At 43.6% G+C, this 21,202-nt stretch carries 20 protein-coding genes and 1 pseudogene; 13 read left to right on the top strand and 8 right to left on the bottom strand.

Going from position 1 to position 21,202, the window contains the following annotated elements; all coding sequences use genetic code 11:
- Positions 1-259: 259 nt before the first annotated feature.
- On the top strand, positions 260-1,660 hold the full coding sequence (gene asnS / locus A3712_RS04455; RefSeq protein ID WP_004741585.1) for an asparagine--tRNA ligase: 1,401 nt from the start codon (positions 260-262) through the stop codon (positions 1,658-1,660).
- 128 nt (positions 1,661-1,788) lie between these two features.
- Here the strand turns inward: asnS and A3712_RS04450 are convergent, their stop codons facing one another.
- Together A3712_RS04450 and A3712_RS04445 are read right to left on the bottom strand one after the other, a co-directional pair.
- Positions 1,789-1,995 (bottom strand): hypothetical protein, encoded by a 207-nt coding sequence (locus A3712_RS04450; protein ID WP_063522465.1) that lies wholly within the window; start codon positions 1,993-1,995, stop codon positions 1,789-1,791.
- Positions 1,996-2,131: 136 nt separating this feature from the next.
- The gene (locus tag A3712_RS04445; protein WP_063522464.1) at positions 2,132-3,532 is read right to left on the bottom strand and encodes an aminotransferase-like domain-containing protein; all 1,401 of its coding nucleotides are present in this window, start codon (positions 3,530-3,532) and stop codon (positions 2,132-2,134) included.
- A 219-nt stretch (positions 3,533-3,751) separates the two neighbouring features.
- Between A3712_RS04445 and A3712_RS04440 the strand changes: the two genes are divergently transcribed.
- The 3 genes and pseudogenes from A3712_RS04440 to A3712_RS04430 all read left to right on the top strand — a co-directional run bounded on the left by A3712_RS04440 (position 3,752) and on the right by A3712_RS04430 (position 5,897).
- Positions 3,752-4,051, top strand: coding sequence for a hypothetical protein (locus A3712_RS04440; protein WP_063522463.1), 300 nt, complete (start codon positions 3,752-3,754; stop codon positions 4,049-4,051).
- A 178-nt stretch (positions 4,052-4,229) separates the two neighbouring features.
- Positions 4,230-4,504, top strand: a pseudogene (locus A3712_RS04435) (metal-dependent phosphohydrolase); the annotation flags it as partial.
- A gap of 202 nt (positions 4,505-4,706) precedes the next feature.
- Positions 4,707-5,897 (top strand): amino acid aminotransferase, encoded by a 1,191-nt coding sequence (locus A3712_RS04430; RefSeq protein ID WP_063522461.1) that lies wholly within the window; start codon positions 4,707-4,709, stop codon positions 5,895-5,897.
- Between the two features lie 104 nt (positions 5,898-6,001).
- Here the strand turns inward: A3712_RS04430 and A3712_RS04425 are convergent, their stop codons facing one another.
- Positions 6,002-6,646, bottom strand: coding sequence for a hypothetical protein (locus A3712_RS04425; RefSeq protein ID WP_063522460.1), 645 nt, complete (start codon positions 6,644-6,646; stop codon positions 6,002-6,004).
- 150 nt (positions 6,647-6,796) lie between these two features.
- Here A3712_RS04425 and A3712_RS04420 point away from each other — a divergent pair, with 150 nt between their 5' ends.
- Both A3712_RS04420 and A3712_RS04415 read left to right on the top strand, forming a co-directional pair.
- Positions 6,797-8,686 carry a DUF294 nucleotidyltransferase-like domain-containing protein gene (locus A3712_RS04420; protein WP_063522459.1) on the top strand — a complete coding sequence of 630 codons (1,890 nt, stop codon included), beginning with the start codon at positions 6,797-6,799 and terminating at the stop codon, positions 8,684-8,686.
- 5 nt (positions 8,687-8,691) lie between these two features.
- The gene (locus A3712_RS04415; RefSeq protein WP_063522458.1) at positions 8,692-9,408 is read left to right on the top strand and encodes a 3'-5' exonuclease; all 717 of its coding nucleotides are present in this window, start codon (positions 8,692-8,694) and stop codon (positions 9,406-9,408) included.
- A gap of 76 nt (positions 9,409-9,484) precedes the next feature.
- Here the strand turns inward: A3712_RS04415 and A3712_RS04410 are convergent, their stop codons facing one another.
- The gene (locus A3712_RS04410; RefSeq protein WP_063522457.1) at positions 9,485-10,177 is read right to left on the bottom strand and encodes an MOSC domain-containing protein; all 693 of its coding nucleotides are present in this window, start codon (positions 10,175-10,177) and stop codon (positions 9,485-9,487) included.
- 66 nt (positions 10,178-10,243) lie between these two features.
- The gene (locus tag A3712_RS04405; protein ID WP_063522456.1) at positions 10,244-10,486 is read right to left on the bottom strand and encodes a hypothetical protein; all 243 of its coding nucleotides are present in this window, start codon (positions 10,484-10,486) and stop codon (positions 10,244-10,246) included.
- 87 nt (positions 10,487-10,573) lie between these two features.
- Between A3712_RS04405 and A3712_RS04400 the strand changes: the two genes are divergently transcribed.
- Positions 10,574-11,386 carry an AraC family transcriptional regulator gene (locus A3712_RS04400; protein ID WP_063522455.1) on the top strand — a complete coding sequence of 271 codons (813 nt, stop codon included), beginning with the start codon at positions 10,574-10,576 and terminating at the stop codon, positions 11,384-11,386.
- 90 nt (positions 11,387-11,476) lie between these two features.
- Here the strand turns inward: A3712_RS04400 and serC are convergent, their stop codons facing one another.
- Positions 11,477-12,571, bottom strand: coding sequence for a 3-phosphoserine/phosphohydroxythreonine transaminase (gene serC / locus A3712_RS04395; protein ID WP_063522454.1), 1,095 nt, complete (start codon positions 12,569-12,571; stop codon positions 11,477-11,479).
- Between the two features lie 163 nt (positions 12,572-12,734).
- On the bottom strand, positions 12,735-13,997 hold the full coding sequence (locus A3712_RS04390; RefSeq protein WP_063522453.1) for a DUF945 family protein: 1,263 nt from the start codon (positions 13,995-13,997) through the stop codon (positions 12,735-12,737).
- Positions 13,998-14,180: 183 nt separating this feature from the next.
- On the opposite strand from A3712_RS04390, the gene A3712_RS04385 reads away from it, so the two are divergent.
- From A3712_RS04385 to A3712_RS04375, 3 genes are all read left to right on the top strand, one after another.
- Positions 14,181-16,124 (top strand): ATP-binding protein, encoded by a 1,944-nt coding sequence (locus A3712_RS04385; protein ID WP_063522452.1) that lies wholly within the window; start codon positions 14,181-14,183, stop codon positions 16,122-16,124.
- Positions 16,117-16,614, top strand: a complete 498-nt coding sequence (locus A3712_RS04380) for a response regulator (protein WP_063522451.1) — start codon at positions 16,117-16,119, stop codon at positions 16,612-16,614. Before A3712_RS04385 ends, A3712_RS04380 begins: the two co-directional genes overlap by 8 nt.
- A 292-nt stretch (positions 16,615-16,906) precedes the next feature.
- Positions 16,907-17,449, top strand: coding sequence for a hypothetical protein (locus A3712_RS04375; RefSeq protein WP_004741569.1), 543 nt, complete (start codon positions 16,907-16,909; stop codon positions 17,447-17,449).
- A 140-nt stretch (positions 17,450-17,589) separates the two neighbouring features.
- On the opposite strand, the gene A3712_RS04370 is transcribed toward A3712_RS04375, so the two are convergent.
- Positions 17,590-18,171, bottom strand: coding sequence for a TfoX/Sxy family DNA transformation protein (locus A3712_RS04370; protein WP_063522450.1), 582 nt, complete (start codon positions 18,169-18,171; stop codon positions 17,590-17,592).
- A gap of 356 nt (positions 18,172-18,527) precedes the next feature.
- Here A3712_RS04370 and A3712_RS04365 point away from each other — a divergent pair, with 356 nt between their 5' ends.
- The 3 genes from A3712_RS04365 to A3712_RS04355 all read left to right on the top strand — a co-directional run bounded on the left by A3712_RS04365 (position 18,528) and on the right by A3712_RS04355 (position 21,095).
- A complete protein-coding gene (locus A3712_RS04365) occupies positions 18,528-19,448 on the top strand; it encodes an HDOD domain-containing protein (protein ID WP_063522449.1) in 921 nt (306 codons plus the stop codon).
- Between the two features lie 39 nt (positions 19,449-19,487).
- Positions 19,488-20,393 (top strand): lysine exporter LysO family protein, encoded by a 906-nt coding sequence (locus tag A3712_RS04360; protein WP_063522448.1) that lies wholly within the window; start codon positions 19,488-19,490, stop codon positions 20,391-20,393.
- A gap of 174 nt (positions 20,394-20,567) precedes the next feature.
- A complete protein-coding gene (locus A3712_RS04355; RefSeq protein ID WP_063522447.1) occupies positions 20,568-21,095 on the top strand; it encodes a hypothetical protein in 528 nt (175 codons plus the stop codon).
- Positions 21,096-21,202 lie beyond the last annotated feature (107 nt).

Raw genomic sequence — 21,202 nt, 5'->3', positions numbered from 1 at the left:
CAGCCAAAGTTAAACCCATGGCCAGATCGAACAAAAAACAAACCCTTTGTGAGCTTTATAGCGGACATACACAATATTTCTTTCGATAAGCAAGAATAAAGGTTGAAGCTCTCTGTATGACAGGTAATATGTTCTATTGATTTAAAAAGTTTATACAACTCAATTTTTCGATTGTTTTTTGTTCAAAACTTAGCGAGCTATAGACAATCACTTGCAAATATTGCGTTGAATTTGTCCCTCAATGGAGAATGAAACCAACATGACTTACGCGCCTGTAAAAGACGTACTTGGCGGCAAGCTAGCGGTAGACAGTGAAGTAACTGTTCGCGGCTGGATCCGTTCACGTCGTGATTCCAAAGCTGGAATCTCTTTCCTTGCCATTTATGACGGCTCTTGTTTCGACCCGATTCAGGCCGTGGTCCCTAATAATCTTAATAATTACGAAAACGAAGTATTAAAGCTAACTACTGGCTGCTCTGTTGAAGTAACAGGTAAGATTGTTGAGTCTCCAGCGAAAGGTCAAGATTTTGAGCTTGCTGCAACTGACGTTAAAGTTGTTGGTTGGGTTGAAGACGCGGAAACATACCCAATGGCGAAAACTCGTCACTCTATCGAATACCTTCGTGAAGTAGCTCACCTACGCCCACGTACAAACGTAATCGGTGCAGTAGCGCGTGTTCGTAACTGTCTATCTCAAGCGATTCACCGCTTCTACCACGAGCAAGGTTTCTTCTGGGTTTCTGCTCCGCTAATCACGGCTTCTGATGCTGAGGGTGCTGGTGAAATGTTCCGCGTTTCTACGTTAGACATGGAAAACCTACCTCGCACAGAAAAAGGCGATGTTGATTACAACGAAGATTTCTTCGGTAAAGAAACATTCCTAACAGTATCTGGCCAGCTAAACGGTGAAGCTTACGCTTGTGCACTAAGCAAAGTTTACACGTTCGGTCCTACGTTCCGTGCTGAAAACTCAAACACAAGCCGCCACCTAGCTGAATTCTGGATGGTTGAACCTGAAGTAGCTTTCGCGGATCTAGAAGATATCGCTAAGCTATCTGAAGACATGCTTAAGTTTGTATTCAAAGCCGTACTAGAGGAGTGTCGTGACGACCTTGAGTTCTTCGCTCAACGTATCGACAAAGAAGCAATTACTCGTCTAGAGCAGTTCGTAACTTCTGACTTCGCACAAGTAGACTATACTGACGCAATCCAGATCCTTCTAGATTCAGGTCGTGAGTTCGAATTCCCAGTTGAATGGGGTATCGATATGTCTTCTGAGCACGAGCGTTACCTAGCTGAAGAACACTTCAAAGCGCCTGTAATTGTTAAGAACTACCCGAAAGACATCAAAGCATTTTACATGCGTGCTAACGATGACGGTAAGACTGTAGCGGCGATGGACGTACTAGCACCTGGTATCGGCGAAATCATCGGTGGTTCTCAGCGTGAAGAGCGTCTAGACATTCTAGATGAGCGCATGCGTGAAGTAGGTATCGACCCAGAGCACATGAACTGGTACCGCGACCTACGTAAATACGGCACAGTACCTCATTCTGGCTTCGGTCTAGGTTTCGAGCGACTAGTATCTTACGTAACAGGCATGGGCAACGTACGTGACGTTATTCCATTCCCACGTACTCCTCGCTCTGCGAACTTCTAATGCCGCGTTAAGCTCGAATTTAAAGAAAGAAAACAAAAACCTCCGCAATTGCGGAGGTTTTTTTATGTTCAAAACAGAACGAGAACGTTATTAGGAGTCATGCCAAACCAAGCTCCTTGATAGGTGCGCTAATCAACGTCCTGATTACTTGCATACTTTATCGCGAGACCACAAATCGCCATCATTACAAATGGAATAGCAGCGGTGGTGTATTCCGCCCATGCCGTATCAGCGAATGCTTTTGCCAATAATACATGGCCAAGAATAAGCAGAAGCGCGCACACAATCGCGACGACAATCAGCTTCACTTCATTTCCTATAGTCATTTTCAACATAACTGTACCTCCAATATTTGGTCTAACGTTATTGAATCACAACTGTTCGGTAAATAAGGCGTACAGTTTCCCCACAATAAAACCGTACAGTTAGCATTATGTTGTTTTATGAGTCAGTTAGCGTTTATATCTGCACTTAATATGCCAACTGATGGGCGAGTTTTCCGAGCAATACGAGGGCGTTTTCTCTCTCTTGAGTGAGTTCGTAGGAGAAGTTCAGACGAATTGCATTGTCAACTCTCCCCTGCTCACTAAACAAGTTACCTGATGCGACACTTATTCCCTGCGCAATCGCAAGTTGATGAAGCTGCTGGCTGTCGAAGCCAGAATTGAAGCGGATCCAGATGAAGTAACCACCAGCGGGATCTTCAATTTTGATAGAGTGTGGAAAGTACTGCTTAATAATTTCTATAAAACGCGCTTTTCGCTCCAAAAGACTCTTACGTAATTTACGTAGATGATTATCGTAGCTTTCATGAGTTAAGAAATGTGTGACACCAAGCTGAACTGGCGCGCTACTAGAGAGCGTGGAAAGCAGTTGTAGTTTCTGAATCGCATCATTGAAGCGAGCATTCACCACCCATCCCACTCGATAGCCTGGGCATAGACTTTTTGAATAAGAACCACACAGTAAAACCGAATCCGTTTTATCAGACGCCTTCAGAGGCTTAGGTTTATGTCCTTCATGGTAAAGGTCACCGTACACATCATCTTCAATAATATACGTGTTGTTCTGCTCTGCTATCTCGACTACTCGACGTTTGGCTTCGTCCGACAAACTTGTGCCTGTTGGGTTTTGAAAAGTCGTCATCAGCCAACATGCTTTCACATTATTGTTCTTCAGTACGATTTCAAACTGCTCAATATCCAATCCTTTAACAGGGCAAACGTCCACTTCGATAGGCTTAAGCCCCAGCCTCTCTACGGCTTGCAAAGCGCCATAAAATGCCGGCGATTCAATCACAACATGGTCGCCAGATTGGGTCACGGTTTGCAGACTCAAGTTCAGAGCTTCCATCGCACCCGACGTAATCACAACATCTTGATGGTTAACGCTAATACCTTGTTGTAAGTAGCGCTGTGCGATCTGCCTTCTTAATGACTCGCTCCCTGGTGGCAAGTTATTAATCACACTCGCACCCGTCATTTTTCTTCCGGCACTGGCTAGATTTCGAGTTAAGGTGGGTAAAGGAAAAAGATCTGGGTCAGGAAAGGCGGAACCAAAAGGAACTATACCCTTAGCAGAACTGGATTTTAGAAAATCAAATAAGCGATCGTTAATCGCCTTCTTCTCTCGAGCTACTGGCGGCTGATAATCCACACCATCGACTTTAGGAGCAACAAAGTAGCCAGACTGAGGCTTAGCAATGATCCAACCTTCACTTTCTAGCAACTGATAGGCTTGTAGCACAGTACTATTACTGACGTTGTAGTTACGACAGCTCATGCGCACAGAGGGGATCTTCTCTCCTGAACGCCATGTGTTATTAGCGATCTGAGTTCGAATATCCATTGCAAGCTCTTCATAACGCGCCATCTAATTGTACTACCTAGATAAATTCCTTTGGACGGGTGATCTTATCATTAACGTGAGCAACTATTGCTTCTATCCATATGCTTGCACCTAATTTCTATAATTGTGTGAATTGGTTCACAGCTAACTTTGTAAGCTTTGCTAAGTTTGTATCCAAGGTAAGAGCTAAATTCGCTTTATGCCTCAATAATTTGATGTAACCCAAAAACATGCGAGATAACAATGAAAAAAATAGAAGCAGATCAGTTAAGTTATAAAGGAGAGTCAAACGGTGTTCATAGTTGGACAACACCGAGTGGCCAGCCATACTACTGGCACCCAGATTGGCTCCATATTGCTGAAGATGCGACAGGCTCACATCCAAAGCAGAAGCTAGATGTAGAACAAGATCAAGCACCTACTGAAAAGCACGCGGTATCTGCAATTCTTAAACACATCAACCAATGGGCAGCAGACAAACTAGCGTCACACCCGGAAATTGAAACTGGCTCTATTGAAGCTGAAATCAATCTTAAAAAGTAGCTAGCTTTTTATAGTCGTTAGGCCGCGTTGCAGCTAGTCCTCTTAGTTCTCATCGCAACCTCATCGACGTAATAGCCTCGAGATTCAACCGAGGCTATTCAAATCTCTTCATAATAACGCTGTATTATCCCCCACCTAGCGAACAAAAATTCAACACTAACCACTTTCTTGTATCGATCCGCAAAAGCTATCGATAGAGTTTCCTTTGACGGGTCGCTTAATGGCCTTAGCCGATGTTTATGACACATTAATATATAAACGCGTCTATAAACCTGTATTTACACATCAACAAGCCAAAGAGATCATTTTAGAAAGTTCTCATTTCGATCCGCAAGTTGTTCAAGCCTTTTTAGCCGTAGAATGCCTTATTGTTAAATCGCAGCCACTTATAAAGATGGGAAAAGCGTAGAAAACGAAATCGAGAGAGAAAACCTTATTGCTTCCACTGCATAATGTTTTCAAAAACCACTAACTTCTTGCATCCTATAGGTTAATCCGTAGGGTGTTTTGTTATCAAATACCCTATTTAGCCAATAAATCTGGTTGAAATGGATTTTTTTTGGTCTTTCTGTTCACTTCGTATTGTCTTAAAAATTCCATACAGGTATAACTACCCATAGATACTATCCCCTCTCAATTGACATGGATGAAGATTATGTTTGAAAAAGTGTTAGCTGCGCCTGCCGACCCTATCCTCGGCCTTACTGAAGAGTTTAAAAACGACTCTCGTGCAGAGAAAATCAACCTTGGTGTTGGCATCTACAAAAATGAAGATGGTCAAACGCCAGTACTTAAAACAGTAAAGAAAGCAGAAGCTGCACTTCTTGAAAACGAAAAAACCAAATCTTACCTGACGATTGAAGGTACAGCTGAATACGGTCTTGCCGTTCAGAAACTACTTTTCGGTTCAGATGCTGAAATCGTAACTTCTCAACGCGCTAAAACAGCACAAGCTCCGGGTGGTACTGGTGCTCTACGTGTTGCTGGTGAATTCATTAAGCGTCAACTTGGCGATGTGAAAATCTGGATCAGCAACCCGACTTGGGCTAACCACAACGGTGTTTTCGCTGCTGCGGGTATCGAAACTGCTCAGTACAGCTACTACAACGCTGAAACAAAAGATAAAGACTTCGCTGGCATGGTTGCTGATCTAGAGAAAGCATCTGAAGGTGATATCGTTCTTCTCCACGGCTGCTGTCACAACCCAACAGGTATCGACCCAACAGCTGAAGAGTGGGAAGTACTGGCTAAACTCGTTGCTGAGAAGAAACTTCTTCCACTATTCGACTTTGCTTACCAAGGTTTTGCAAAAGGCGTTGAAGAAGATGCTGCTGGCCTTCGTACTTTCGCTAAGTACAACAAAGAGATTCTAGTTGCGAGCTCCTTCTCTAAGAACTTCGGTCTGTACAACGAGCGTGTTGGTGCATTCACTTTAGTTGCTGAATCTGCAGACGTAGCAACAACAGCATTCTCTCAAGTTAAGAGCATCATCCGCTCCATCTACTCTAACCCACCAGCGCACGGTAGTGCTGTCGTAACTCACATCCTTGGTGATGCTGGTCTACGTGCGGAATGGGAAGCGGAAGTCGCTGAGATGCGCGACCGTATTCAAGAGATGCGTGAGCTATTCGTTGCAACACTGAAATCGGAAGGTGTTGATGCAGACTTCACGTTCATCGAGCGCCAAAACGGCATGTTCTCTTTCTCTGGTTTGAGCAAAGAGCAAGTAAACCGCCTAAAAGAAGAATTCGCAATCTACATTGTTGGCTCTGGCCGTATCAGTGTAGCGGGCATGACTAAGTCAAACATGGGCCCTCTATGTAAAGGTATCGCTGCGGTTCTTTAATCGTCACAATACCAAGCCTGCTCTTGCAGGTACTTAGATATGCAAAAGCCAGCGATTAAGCTGGCTTTTTTTATAACTGGCATAATGTGTTAGGTTTGATTCAATTAATACTCGAGGAAGAACTCGACACCTAACTCATTAGTCCTCTCACTTACGCCAGTGATCCCTTCACCATCTCTATGCTGGTATGACCCACCAATCGCAAATTTGTTGGTCACTAGGTAACGTAAACCTAGGTGGTAAATCTCTTCATCGAACAAATCGCTTCGGTTAAGCTGCACGCTGCCGTTCGCAATCCAACGTTTGGCGAAACCATAGTTAAGCTCGGCTTTAACACCTTGGACAAATTCCGTACCTGACTCTAAGGTCTCATTGGTGCCATTCAGCTCAACTTCCCCTCTAGTCACGCCAAGCAAATAAGAAGCGACAATATCCAAGTCTTTCTTGATGCTATAACGATAACCTGCACCAGCCATTAATGTATCAATACGAGTCGTGCTCTCGTCAGGGTGGATGAAACGCGCGGTATAATCACCAAGCAGTAACCAATCGTCGGTCATTATGTAGCTAATACCCAATCCAAACGCCGATGCATTATTATTTCCCCCAGCATCTTCGTTCAAACTGCCTGAATGCGCCGTTGCATAAACGTGGTCGTAATCAAGAATATCCACAGTATGAGTGTCTGCCCACAAACTTGGAGAAAACATAAAAACTGCAGATACAAAACTAAGCTTCCACTTCGACATTCCCATCATCCTTAAACTGTCACTCCATTATTTGAAAGGTTAGTCTATCCCTAAGACTTTAAGAAGGTTTTAGGTCACAGATTGATTTGTGACGGCAAATTATTATCAAATGTTGTACCATGAAATCATACAAACCAATGGATGATTACTATGGATGCTGAGTTATTAGAGATTCAAAACTTTCTGGCACAATACCCCCCTTTCAATGAGCTCCCTGAGGAGATGTTGACGAAAGTGACCAGTAGCGTGGAAATTTCTTATTACCGCCAAGACACACCTATCATTCACTTTGGTGATCAAATTCATGACCTGTATATGGTTCGAAGCGGCGAAGTCGAAGTCTATCGCCGTAAAGGCGAGCTGTATAACCGCCTTGATGAAGGCCATCTGTTTGGTCAAATGGGCCTGCTTACCAACAACAAGGTGCGCTTCCCAGTAAAAGCGACCGAAGATACCCTGCTCTACTGTGTTCCTGAGCCTATTTTCCAAGAACTCTACGATAACTACGACTCTTTTGCTGATTTCGTAGAGGTTGAAGATAATGCGCGCCTTCGTCAGGCAAACTCTAGTAATAACGATGCCAACGACCTCACGACATCTAAAGTAAAAACGCTGCTGACCAGTGAAGCACCGATGATCGAAAAAACGCGCACCATTCAACAAGCGGCCACCATGATGGCGGAAGAGAATGTCTCTTCTTTGTTGATCATCGACCCTGACATCGTTGAAGATGATGAAGACGATTCAACACCCGTTATCGGTATTATTACTGACCGAGATTTATGTACTCGCGTACTGGCAGAAGGTCTCGATCCATCCGATGAAGTCTCTAGCGTGATGACACCTGAGGTTATCTCTCTTGACCACAATGCCTACGTATACGAAGCCATGATGACCATGCTTCGTTACAACGTGCACCACTTACCTGTCCTGAAAGATAAGAAGCCAATCGGTATTATCGAAGCGACCGACATCGTCCGTTACGAATCTCAAAACTCGCTGCTCTTAGTAAGTAGTATCTTCCAGCAACAGAGTATTGAAGACCTCAAAGTACTCTCTGAACAAGTGAAAGACAGCTTTGTCCGTCTCGTTAACGAAGATGCCAATGCTCACATGGTCGGCACCGCAATGTCGGTAATTGGCCGTAGCTTTAAGCAACGTATTATCGAACTCGCGGAAGAGCAGTTAGGTAAATCGCCAATTCCATATTGTTTCCTCGCTTTAGGCTCTATGGGGCGTGATGAGCAGCTACTGGTGACAGACCAAGATAACGCCATCATTCTTGACGACACCTACGACAAAGCAAAACATGGCAAGTACTTTGAAGCGCTCTCAAAGTTCATTTGTGACGGCTTAGACCAATGTGGTTATGTGTATTGCACGGGTGACATCATGGCGACCAACCCAACGTGGCGAATGACCCGCAGAGAATGGGAAGAATGCTTCGCTGACTGGATTGATGATCCGAACCCGAAAGCACTGTTGAACGCGTCGATCTTCTTCGACCTAGACGGTGTATATGGCCGCTTGAAATGGGCAGAACAATTAAACAGCTTTATTGTAAGACGTGCACGTAAGAATAACCGCTTCCTGGCGTGTCTGGCACGTAATGCGCTCAACCGAACTCCACCACTCGGTTTCTTTAAAGACTTCGTTATGGAGAAAGACGGTCGTCATAACAACTCCATCAACCTCAAACGACGCGGTACAGCTCCTCTAGCAGACTTAATTCGTGTCCACGCTCTAGCGGTAGGTTCTCGCTCTAAGAACTCATTTGAACGCTTAGACGACATTATCGACGCAGGTATTCTGCCAAAAGGTAGAGCACAAGATCTTAAAGATGCGATGGAATTTATCTCTCTGGTTCGTATTCGCCATCAAGCGCACGATGTTGATAATAATGTCGAACCGGATAACAACATTGAACCTGAGAATCTGTCTGATTTTGAACGTCGTAACCTAAAGGATGCATTCCAAATCTTAAGTAATGCGCAAAACTTCCTTAAGTTCCGTTACCAAGCCAGTAACAAGTTTAAGTAGGGTCTATGAACAAGCTATTCAGATCACCAGCGGTCGATTGGCCATTTAAGTTTGCTCAAAAGCTTGAACGTGCCCAGGATGAACGCTTAAAACAGTTCTACAGCCAACCTCTTCCTGCGCCTGACACACCGCTTTCAGAGGTAATGTTCTTAGCTTTGGATTTCGAAACAACCGGTTTGAACCCTTCGAAAGATGGGATCATCACCATAGGTTTGGTGCCATTTACTCTTAACCGAATCTACCTTCGAAAAGCAAGGCACTGGACACTGCGTCCGAGGCAGAAACTAGAGGAAGAGTCAGTGGTTATCCACGGCATTACCCACAATGACATCATCGATGCGCCAGATCTTGATGAAGTGTTGGATGAAGTATTGCAAGCGATGGCTAGCCATATTCCCGTTGTTCACTACCGCCGTATTGAGCGAGATTTCTTGAACAACGCATTGAAAGTGCGATTGAATGAAGGCATCGAGTTTCCGGTATTGGATACGCTGGAGATTGAGTCTCAGATCCAGAACAAACTGGCTGGCGGCTTATGGAATAAATTAAAAGGTAAGAAGCCAGGTTCAGTTCGACTCGGGCAAAGCCGTCGTCGATATCACCTACCCGACTACACGCCACATCATGCGCTTACTGATGCAATTGCAACCGCAGAGTTACTTCAAGCACAGGTTGCTCATCACTTTGCGCCTGATATACCGCTAAAGAATTTCTGGTTGTAACGGTTCTTACAAAGCTCATCACTATTAAAAAGCCCGCTATATCTAAATAGCGGGCTTTCTCTATCTAATTACTATTTTATACCGCAGTAGGCCCAACTAAGCGCATTTCCCAATCTTCGACTTTACTCGTTTCGAGGCGACGTGCAATAAGCGCTCCCCAAGACTCAACCAATGGCAATTCCGTCATTTGACTTAATAAATCTTTATCTAAGCTACCGGTAAAAACGGCACCCATGATACGAGCAAGCGACCAATCAGGGTAAGGACGCTCGCACAGTATGATTTCATCACCTGCACCGATCTCGCCCTCTTCTAACACTCGGAAGTACCAACCGGTTCTGAGTGTGTCTTGCAGCCTTTTTGCCATATCGTGTTGGTCAAAACGCACATTGAGCTTCCAACAAGGCATACGCCCTTGCGATACTTCCAACAAAGTAGAGCCAATACGGATTTTATCTTTTAAGCAAATCGATTGTTCGGTTACACCACTTGAGCTGATGTTTTCTCCAAAAGCGCCAGCTGATTGGAAGACGCCTTTGTCACCTAGCTCCTGCTGCCAAACTTGATAGTGTTCACTTGGATAGATATGAAGGGCTTTCTGAAGGCCGCCATGGAAACGCGGATCACCTTGCTCATCATTGTTAAAACCCAGTTCCGTTGCGAGTTGACGCTCCAACAAGACTTGTTTGTTGATGGCACTTTTTGCACCATATGCGAAAGCGACTGTTTTGCCTGCCAATACACAGTTAACCACGCCTAACTTCTTCATATCTCTCCCTTCTTGTCTAAATCTTATTGTTATTTCTTGCGAGAATATTACCTTTTGCGAGCAGCACTATCGCACGCCTAATGATCTAAATATCGGAATCGCCGCCAACACTTCAATATTCTGATCGGTGCTTTTGAGGTAGCGAGTCTCACTATCAGAAGCCAATACATGACGCTGATAGCCCTCTCCGATTGGAAACTTAGATAGTACGGTATCGAGTGATGTTTCACATTTACTGCGGTCGATATTCTCTATATCAACTTTAAACAAAAGCTGATTTTGTTTGGATATCTCTACTTGAAAGCGCATGCGCATATCCTCTTGGCTTCATTCTATTTGCCGAGCATGATAGCCTAAGGTCGCCGCGTCAGAATAGGGACATAAGGACACTTAACCATGCTAACCCGCCAAATCGATTCTCGTACTGGAGTTGTCACCTCCAACAAGATGATGGCCGCCAATCCAAATTCGCCAGCGCTCGTTAAGACTATCGACATGCCGAAAGGTTACATCGATGCGATGCACCAACACACGTGGCATCAAGTGATCTTTCCACTCAAAGGCTTGCTACAAACCCAAACAGAACACTATCAACACCTTGTTCCGCACACTTCAGCTTTGTTTGTACCTGCCGGTATTTCACATGAATCTATCGCATTGAGCCATACCACGTTTGTTGGTATTTACCTTAACCCAACCTATGGAACAGAGTATGAGCGCGAGGTTCGAACTATTACACTGACTCCCTTTCTAAACGAGCTTTTACAAGAAATTCGCAGGCAATGTGAAGGCTTGGTGAGCGATGAAGAAGTGTCTCGCTTACTGTCCGTATTGTACGACCAAATAATGAAAGACAACGTACAGACATTTCAGTTGTTATTACCACAAGACAGACGTTTGAAGTTTATATTTGAGGCCCTCACTGATGAGCCAAATTTAGATTTGTCACTCAAAGCGTGGGGAGAAAAAGTAGGTGCATCCGAGCGAACCTTATCGCGATTATTCTCGAAAGAGTTCAACACCTCGTTTCAGCTGTGGCGCCAACAAATACGACTGATTTACTCATTGTCCCTGCTAGACGAAGATGACTCAATACAAAGCATTGCTTATCAAGTGGGTTATCAAAACGACTCCTCTTACATTAAAGCCTTCAAAGCGACTTTCGATGTCACGCCACAGCAGTTTCGTTTGAACAGTAAAAGAAGATAGCTAGTGTTACATAAGAGTGTTTGAGGAACTGAAGAAGAAAAAGAGGAACCGTTAGCTCCTCTTTTAAATATTTAATCTCAGTTAGGCAGATTAAGCGTACTTCTCTTCGAAATCTTTCATGAAGCTTACAAGCGCTTGCACACCTTCTAAAGACATCGCATTGTAAAGCGATGCTCTCATGCCACCTGCAGCTCGGTGCCCTTTCAGTGACTTAAGACCAGCAGCGTCAGCCAATTCTAAGAACTTCGCATCTAGCTCAGGTTTCGCAAGTTGGAACGGTACGTTCATTCTTGAACGGTTTTTTGCGTGCACTTCGTTCTTGTAGAAATCAGAATCATCGATCGCGTTGTAAAGTCGTGCTGCTTTTTCCTGATTAACACTCTCCATCGCTTCGACACCGCCTTGAGCCTTCAACCATTTGAAAACAAGACCAGACAAATACCAAGCGTAAGTTGGTGGCGTGTTAAACATAGAATCTTTTTCAGCCAGTACTTTGTAGTTAAGAATACTTGGCAATACGTCATTTGCAAGATCCAGCAGATCATCACGTACGATAGCGATACAGATACCCGCCGGGCCAATGTTCTTCTGCGCCCCAGCATAGATAACGCCATATTGAGACACATCGATCTTGCGAGACAAGATGTTAGATGACATATCGGCGACAATAGGCTTATCAGTTTGTGGTAGCTCGCTGATCTCAATGCCATCGATGGTTTCATTCGGGCAGAAGTGAACATAAGCCGCTTCAGGATCGATCTCCCAGTCTTTTGCTGGAACCACAGCCGCTTTCCCATCGACTGTCGTTTTTGCATTGAACACGTCGATTTCACAGTACTTACTTGCTTCCGTAACTGCGCTTTCAGCCCAATAGCCCGCATCAATGTACGTCGCTTTTGTTGCATCGCCAAGAAGGTTTAAAGGCACAGCGGCGAATTGAGCACGAGCGCCCCCCTGACAGAACAGAACTTTGTAGTTGTCTGGGATGTTCAGAAGATCACGTAGGTCTTGCTCAGACTCATCAGCAACTTTAATAAATTCCTTGCTGCGATGGCTGATTTCCATAACGGAAGTGCCTAAACCGTTCCAATCAATGAAGTCAGCTTGTGCCTGCTTCATTACTGGCTTAGGCAGAGCCGCTGGGCCAGCACTAAAATTGAATACGTTATCTAATGTAAGTTCCATGGTGATGATTGCTCCTGCTAAATAATAACTATGCAAGTAATACCATGTTTTACTCAACATAAAAACAACAAAAGAGGTCTTACGACCTCTTTTGTTTCGTACAGTGCAAAATCTTTAACTTAATGCGCTAAATTGCCCTATGAGTATTCTTGCCTACTCAGTTTTATTGAACAAAAGCCGGCATAAGGAGTGCGATCAATGGGATTTCTTGTCCATTTTCAAACACTAGGTTTCCATTTTTTAGGTCAGCGCTGATTTCGTAACCCTTGTCCGTTTCTTTGATCATTTCCATCACGATCAACTCATCGATACCTTCGCGAATAAACGGGTACTCCTCTACCAGTCCGTTTGAGAAGCTAGAGTGAAGATTACCCGTTAGTGCAGGCATAATCATTGAAGGGTTACTGGTGATGTTTTCTGTACCTTCAGGAACACTCACTAACCACTTCGATTCAAACTGGCCTTTGCCTAACTCTAGTGACATGTTGTTCATTGAAAGGTCAAAGCCCTTAGCAAACAGAATGTCGATGAATGGGGTGATCTCAGCAACGTCTTCTTGTGTCAGAACAGGATTAGACTGGTAAAGCTCAAAGATTTTCTCGAACGACTCGCTATCGAGTTTCGACATTTCGAAATCAACATTTAAGTTGTTCAATTGCCCTTCGCTCGTCTCGATATTAGCGATATCCAGTTTAAGGTTGCTGCGTAGACGCTTAGTTGCTTCATCTAGGTGAGATTCAAAGTCATAGGTTGAGTTCTCGATAGTCATGAATGGCTGCATTGCCGAATCTGAAATCAAGAAACTATCAATCGTGAAGTTCTGCGTGCCTAGCCAGTAACCTTTAGCTTGTTGACCAGAACCCGTCCCTTTTAGGTTTGACAGTGTCACCTCTTCACCCGTTTCAAAATCGATTTGAACAGAAGGGATAAAAAGCTGGTAATCCACTTGGCCTAGAACAGTCGCATGGCCTGTGAGGTTAGATTTAGTGATAGATACCGAGGTGCCATTCTCATCAGTACCTTGATGATTGAATTGGCTTAGATCGAAATCGAAATCCGTATTGCCGTTCAGCTCTGTGCTCGTCGTTAAGGTAAGTGGCAGAATATCTGCATTGTCTAACGTCGAGACAGCGTTGAGGCTAACCAAGCCATGGCTAACCGCACTATTAATGACAAACTCACTGGGTAGGCCATCAATCGCAAGCTGTTCTTTTAGATTTTCATCCATCACAGTGATGCGAGTGGTTACATTAGAAGAAAGGTAACCCCTATCGTACTCAACGATCTCAGCTTGAATGCTCGAATTGTTAAGTTTTGCAACGCCATCAGTAATCGCATTTTGTCCAATTTGCCCGACCGCTAGAGGCCAGCAAAGAGCCAATGAGATTGCGCCGCCAATTGCGCCAATTTTTCTTAACTGTTCCATGAGTTCTCTTTCTACATGTGTTTGTTTTTTTCAGTCTAACCCATCAGTCGCAAACAAGAAACATTGAGTTAAATCAGTCTATTGCTCGATACTTCAAATCACTCAGCAAATTAACGGCTAGCTCTCATCCTTAATCTGCAGTTCTTGCTAGGCTAAAAGCGTTGCGACTACTAAGGAAAAGCTGTGAATCAATACGCTGTTATCTGTTTGGACAATAATCCAGTTAGCATCGAGCGAATACGTACGGAATTAGCTCCGTTGTCTTGTGTGTTCGATATCTACACTGCCGAGAACATTGAAGATGCGCACCATACATTGGAAGACATACACGATAATCATCAAACCGTTGCTTTGGTGATCACTCATCATCACCCTCAGTTCAATGGCGTGCAGTTTCTCATTGAGCTCGAACAGATACCTCATGGTAATACAGCCAGAACTATACTCGTCAGTGCATCGTCAGACATTCAATCCATTCTAACTGCGGTAAACGAAGGCAGACTTAATCACTGCTTAACCAAACCGGTTCAAGATCAGGTTCTCTTCAAGTCAGCACAGAAGGAACTGACCTCTTTCGTTATCCGATACGATGCCGAAAATCTACTGTCATATAGTGATACATTAGATCAACAGCGCTTACTAAGAGCTCATATAGAGCAAAGGATTCAATCTTTTCAGTCAGGCTTTATTCACGATTACCACCAGCTTTCAGACAATGCGCTCGCTGAACGTGTCCTCAGTGCCTTGCAAGAGGTCTTCTCAAAAGATGATGAGATCAAAGTAATTCGCGATTACTCTCCAGAGCACTTATTAACAGTTGAAGGAGAAGACAATCGCTTCTTATGGTTGATCATTGAGGGTGAAGTCGCCCTCTATAAGAAAGATGAATTAGGACAGCAACGAGAAGTGGTAAGTCACTCTAAAGGCAACATCGTTGGTGGAATGTCATTTGTGACGGGCGAACCTTCATTCTCTACCGGGATCACTTTGACACCAACTCGAGTCATTAAGCTAGATAAAGAGAGTTTTGCTCAGGTGATGCATTCCAATAATACTTTGCTGCCTTTGTTTACCAACCTACTGCTCCGTCATTTTAATCGCCGCTTACAACGTAGTATCACCAACAAAATCAGGCTGCAACAAACACTTGAATCATTGGATTCCGCACACCAGCAATTAATTGAAAAAGAGAAAATGGCAATACTTGGGCAACTTGTCGCAGGTGTCGCGCATGAGCTTAATAACCCCATATCGGCTATTATGAGAAGTATTGAAACGCTATCAGAGCATCTAGACCAGATACTCGAGAACCTCGCTGTTCCCGAATTCAAAAAAGGAACAAAGATATTAGCGTGTTCAAAATTAGCTAAACCACTCTCCACTTCTCAGGAGAGACAATTGGTAAAACATTTAGCATCAACCATTGATGATCGTGCCCTCGCAAAAAAAGCCGTGAGATTGAATTTAAGCCAAGATGCTAAAGTTCTAGAGACCCTAAAAGACTCCCCTGTCGCAGGCAAAGAGTTACTCAACGACTTGGAGCATTACCACTACGTCGGCAACTCTATCCGATCCATTCAAGTTTGTAGCAAGTGCATTGCCGACATGGTTAAGAGCCTAAAAAGCTATGCACGTGAAGACGATGAGCTTCGCCATTACACAGACATACACGAAGGCATCGAAGACACTTTGGTGGTCTTTGAAAACCGCTTGAAACACCATCAACTTGAGAAGCACTACGACACTAACTTGCCATCTTTGCTCTGCCAATCACTGGCGCTGCAACAAGTCTGGACCAACCTTCTTTCTAACGCACTCGATGCCATTCCAGAACGGGGCAAGGTTTCTATCTCCACTTCACAACAGACTAAAGAAAATCAAACGTTTCTAGTGGTGCAGATATCAGACACAGGCATTGGAATCGCTAAAGAAGACATTCATTCTATTTTCAACCCTAATTTCACGACCAAAAAAGAAGGTAACTTTGGTTTAGGGATTGGGTTATCTATTTCTCAACAGATCGTTTCAGCCCATCAAGGATTTATTTTGGTGGAATCTGAGGTTGGAAGCCACACTCACATGCAAGTATGGCTGCCGTTTAAACAAGAAGGAGCACCTCATGAATAAGTACTTAATTTTATGTGTCGATGATGAACCAGAAGTGCTCAATAGTGTGCTTCAAGATTTAGCTATATTTGAAGAAAACTTTATCGTTGAAGGAGCTGAATCAGTAGATGAAGCAAAACAAGTCATCACAGAGCTGGAGCAAGACAGCATTAAGCTCGCTTTGATCTTATGCGACCACATTATGCCGGAAAAAACAGGTATCGATTTTCTTATCGAACTTAACCAGCGCGACTCTACAAAGCCTACGCGCAAGTTACTGCTCACCGGGCAAGCCGGGCTTGAAGATACGGTAACTGCCATTAATAACGCGGCCCTAGATTTCTATATATCCAAACCTTGGCAAGGCGACCAACTCAGAGACACCATTACTCAGCAGCTCACCGATTACGTGATTACCAACGATAAACAACTACTGAATTGGACTTCCATTTTAGATACAGAGCGCATTCTTACCTCAATGGCAAACAAGCGCACAAACTTTGGCGAGTAATGCTCACGATGAACGTTTAAAGGGTAATGACATAAACAGCAGTCAATATAAAACGCGAACGAACACATATAAAAACTGGATAATTCACTCGTCTAACTTCCTGATTTATCCCAAACATGAGATCTTCGTTGCAGACTGACCCTTAATTTGTTTATTTTTTAACTAAATGATTAAGGATTTACATTTTAATGGATTACTTTTCCGTGAGTTAGATTAAACTGTCTCGATGTTTATGGTTTGCCGATTTCTCTCAAACCAAATGAATTAACACTAATAAAGGTTTACGGTCGTTATGCGCAAAATACTACTTACTACCGCTATGCTATTGGCTTCAAGCCAAGCGCTAGCTGTCGAAGAACAACCACAAGTAATGAGCAACTTCAGCTACGATTACTTCGAAGCACGTATCGGTGCTAGCCCTGTTACATTTGGTGGCGCGTTCAGTAAGTCAATCCACCCGAATGCTCACGCAATTGCGCGCATTGATTCAGAATTTGAAAGTGATTTCGACTCTGCTGTTGGTCTTGGTTTCCACGCTCCAATTAACAACTGGGCAGACCTAACAGGTGAAATGCTAGCGCGCATCGTTCAGCCTGAACACACAAGCTCTACAGACATCGGTATGGAAGTTAACATTGGTGTTCGCCAATGGCTTGGTCCACAACTAGAAGTTGGTGGTAAAGGTGGTTACGTTTCTATCGATGACAACGATGATTGGATCGGTTCTGTTTACGCACGTTTCCACTCTACAGAACTATTCTCTATCGGCGCTGAAGCTCGTATCAACGACTTCTACGGTGATCAGCTAATGTTCACAGCTCGCTTCAAGTACTAATACTTAGCTGACGAGTTCGAACCTTTGGGTTCCAAGAGAATACTCAGTCTCTTTCGTTGAGACAGAAACAAAAAAACCGAGGATTTATTCCTCGGTTTTTATTTATAAACTGTAACTTCAAGCATATAAGGACGACTTCTTTAGTGGCAGCTCTTTAGTAATTGCTGCTTGCGTGGTTCTTGTAATAGTTTCCAGTGGATACCATCAATCGCACCCGCAAATTTCCAAAGTAGTTTTAGGTCAACATCGTTTCCGTACGCTTTGCGAACCTTATTAAATACTTCTGGTGCGCCTAACTGCATAAACATAGAAACATCATCGACACCCGCCTTTTTCACCATGCGCTCTAACGTAAGCTGCATGTTAGGAAGATCTCTTAATCTACGGCTAGCAGATGACTTCTTGAAGCTGCGCTGCTGAATTGAATTATCGATAGAAGTACGAATAATGCTATCCAATTCAGGATGTTCGCATGTGAACAGATCAGTAATGTCGTAGTAGTTTACGGTTGCTGTTGTCTGTTTTTTCACATGGCGATACTTTTCACAGTCAAGATCTGCCAATTTTTTATCTAATGACTTGCCACCTCTAATGAATAAACAACCTTCACTCAATAAGGCAAACATCGCGTCATTTTGAAAGAGGCCAATACCTCCGAACATAGAACGTTTTTGATGGTCACCAAATTGATTCACGTAGTTAATAAATGCTATCTCGGTCATATCCGTTGATCCTTAATCAAATTACCCCGATTAGGTTGATCACCAGACAAGCAGCTTTTTATGCGAAAAATTTTAAATCTAATTTTGTTGTTTAGGTGAATATTATAGTTGCGTTTTTCACCTTTAAACAAATGATACTTCGAAAAGAAAAATAAGTCTGGACTTAGTTCACATCAATCAATTGTATATTCCGCTTTTTCATGATTGACATCACACAAAGCTATCATCCCGTGATTGAATTTTGACGTTTGATGATACACCGGTTCAATATTTAAAAGCTTGTGGGGACTGTTCAGTATTGCCTCGCAGCATTGTGACTTGTAAAATGGTAGAACATACATGTTTTAACTTTTTATATGAATCATTTATCATTTTTCTGGCTACCACAAAACAAGGCACTTCTTCTTAAGGGCCTAGAATCAGAATTTGCCCAACTTATTGGACATTCCATCTCAGCGGGAAAAATAACCCTTCCTCCTATCCCTAATGTTGTACTTAAAATCCAAAAGCTTTGTACCCTTGAATCGACTGGGATAGCCGAGGTTGCCGAATGCTTGCTTGAAGATCCAGGCCTTACAGCCATCGTCATTCGAGTTGCAAACTCAGTCGTCTTCAACAGACGCAACATTACCTGTGTCGACATTGTGACGGCCGTTTCACGCCTAGGTATATTGCGTGTTCGTGACATCGTGACTGCACAAGCGATCGAGCAACTCAAGCATTCAGTTGATTTAAGTAAAGAGTGTAACCAGCTATTGATTCAAAGCGCTTCTGTATCAAAAGAGTTAGGCGCAACCATGGTACTGGTGACCAATGGCTTTAAAGAAATCGCTCCTGCTGAATACCGCTACCTTGAACATGAAAAGTCTTTGCTAGTTGGTTTGTTAGCCGATATTGGGCTGTTCTGCCTAGTAAGCGAGTACCACCTATACCTTGAGAACGGTAACTACCTCGACCACGATATCGCGCTGCAGATTTTCCAAGGCCAATGTTCAGCCACCAGCAAGCTAGTACTCAAGCGCTGGGGCTTTGACAGCGACTTCATTGACGTGTGCAGCAACACCATCAACAAACAAGAAGAACGTGAAGTTTCTTACTTGGATATCGCACGCATTGCTAACCACCTACTGATGTTCAGAAACAAGGATGAGAACATCGATGAACACGAAGTGGAGCTCAACGTGACAGGCGCAGAGGTGCTTTATAATCTAAGCAACTTGAGTAAACATGATTTTAATGCAAAGCTAAACGACGTGATCAACGCTAGTGGCTTCTAAGTCACAGAAAAAGTTGAAGTAATTGCAGTAGAGGAAAGCATGTTTACAGGGATGATCTTCATATTTGCTCCACTTGTTGTGGGGTATCTATTTTCAATTTCAAACACCCAAACGCTAGAATTCATCAACCGCTCTACATCGCGTTTGATCTATGTAATTCTAGCTCTGATGGGATTAAGCCTTGCCGCGCTTGATAATCTTGGTAGCAACCTACAGACAATCCTTCTTTACACAGTCACTTTCTTCATCTGCTTGAGCGTTTGTAACCTGATGGCACTGCCCGCGATAGACAAAGTATTACCACTCAAAACAGACAGTAGTCAAAAGAAGCTGCCCCTTTCTTCGATGGCAATGGAGTCTGCCAAACTCATTTTGGTTGTCGGCTCAGGCCTTATTGCGGGACTTGTTCTGCCTATCGGCCTTCATTGGGTCGATACAGCGAGTGAATGGATTCTGTTCGTTCTTTTATTCTTCATTGGCATCCAGCTGCGAAACAGCGGACTGACCCTGAGACAAATCTTGCTCAACAAGCATGGCATGGTTATCGCTGTCACGATAATTATCACATCTATGTTAGGTGGTGTTATCGCTGCTTACTTGCTGGATATTCCCCTGTTTAAAGCGCTAGCCATGTCTTCTGGTTTTGGCTGGTACTCTTTGTCTGGAATCCTAATGGGCGATGCGTTTGGTCCAGTCTACGGCGGAGCATCATTCATGCTCGAGCTACTGAGAGAGCTCGTCGCGTTGGTTCTGATTCCAGTGCTCATTCGAAGCTATCCATGCACGTCGATTGGTTATGCTGGAGCTACTGCCATGGACTTCACTTTGCCTGTCATTCAAACAACAGGCGGCGTTCGCTGTGTGCCTATCGCGATTGTTAGTGGATTTATATTGAGTCTACTCGTGCCCATTTTGATGTTGTTCTTTGTATCTCTTGCTAACTAGATCGCAGGAATAGCGATCAATTTAAATTAGAATGCATCTCGAATACCATTGCTCAAGACACCGATACAGTTACACAAATAAAAAGACACTAAGTGTCATTGCTCAACAAAGAATGATCACGGTAACCTGTAACGACAAAGTAATAACAAGAATAAACTTACAAAAGGATCCGCTATGAAACGCCTTTGCGTCGCATTACTGCTAGCTTCAACATCTACTTTCTCTTTTGCAGCAGATTCAATGTCTGAAACAAACCAGTGCCAAGCGAAAAAATACGATGCTTACATCGACGCCTCTCTAATTTGGTACGCTGATCTTGCTGAACTCACCTCAAAGCAATACCCAGAGCTAACAGAAGTAAGTGAATGGTTCCTTGAAGGCCGTAAGCACCACTTCGAATTAAATCGTGCTGCGGTACACTACTACCTAGTGAATGACTCAAGTAAAGTAGCAACAGAACAACCGGTTGAAGGCTGGCTGCAACTTGAACAGCATGACATCAAGGCCCTATCAAAACGTGATGACGAGCTAGGCAAAGTCGCTAAAACGACGTTTGACGACCGTCAATCAAAGCCTCATGAGCAAAATTACGAGCTACGTTCGGCATTCGCAGAACTGCTGAGCCACCCTAAAAAAATCGACACTGCACTTCAGCGCTACAACAGCTCTATCGCTGAACTTGAAGCGATTAAATGTAAGTAACCCCTCATTTAATAAGCTTTTGTGAGAAGTTGGATTTCATAATTAAGACGGGACATTGTTCCCGTTTTCGTTTAGATTGTCCCGCTCGCGTCAATATTAAAAAAAAT

Origin of the sequence: Vibrio sp. HI00D65, from assembly GCF_001635455.1 — a bacterium.
GTDB lineage: Bacteria > Pseudomonadota > Gammaproteobacteria > Enterobacterales > Vibrionaceae > Vibrio.
The sequence above is the reverse complement of the archived record's forward strand: the minus strand, read 5'-3'. Positions and strand labels throughout refer to the sequence as shown.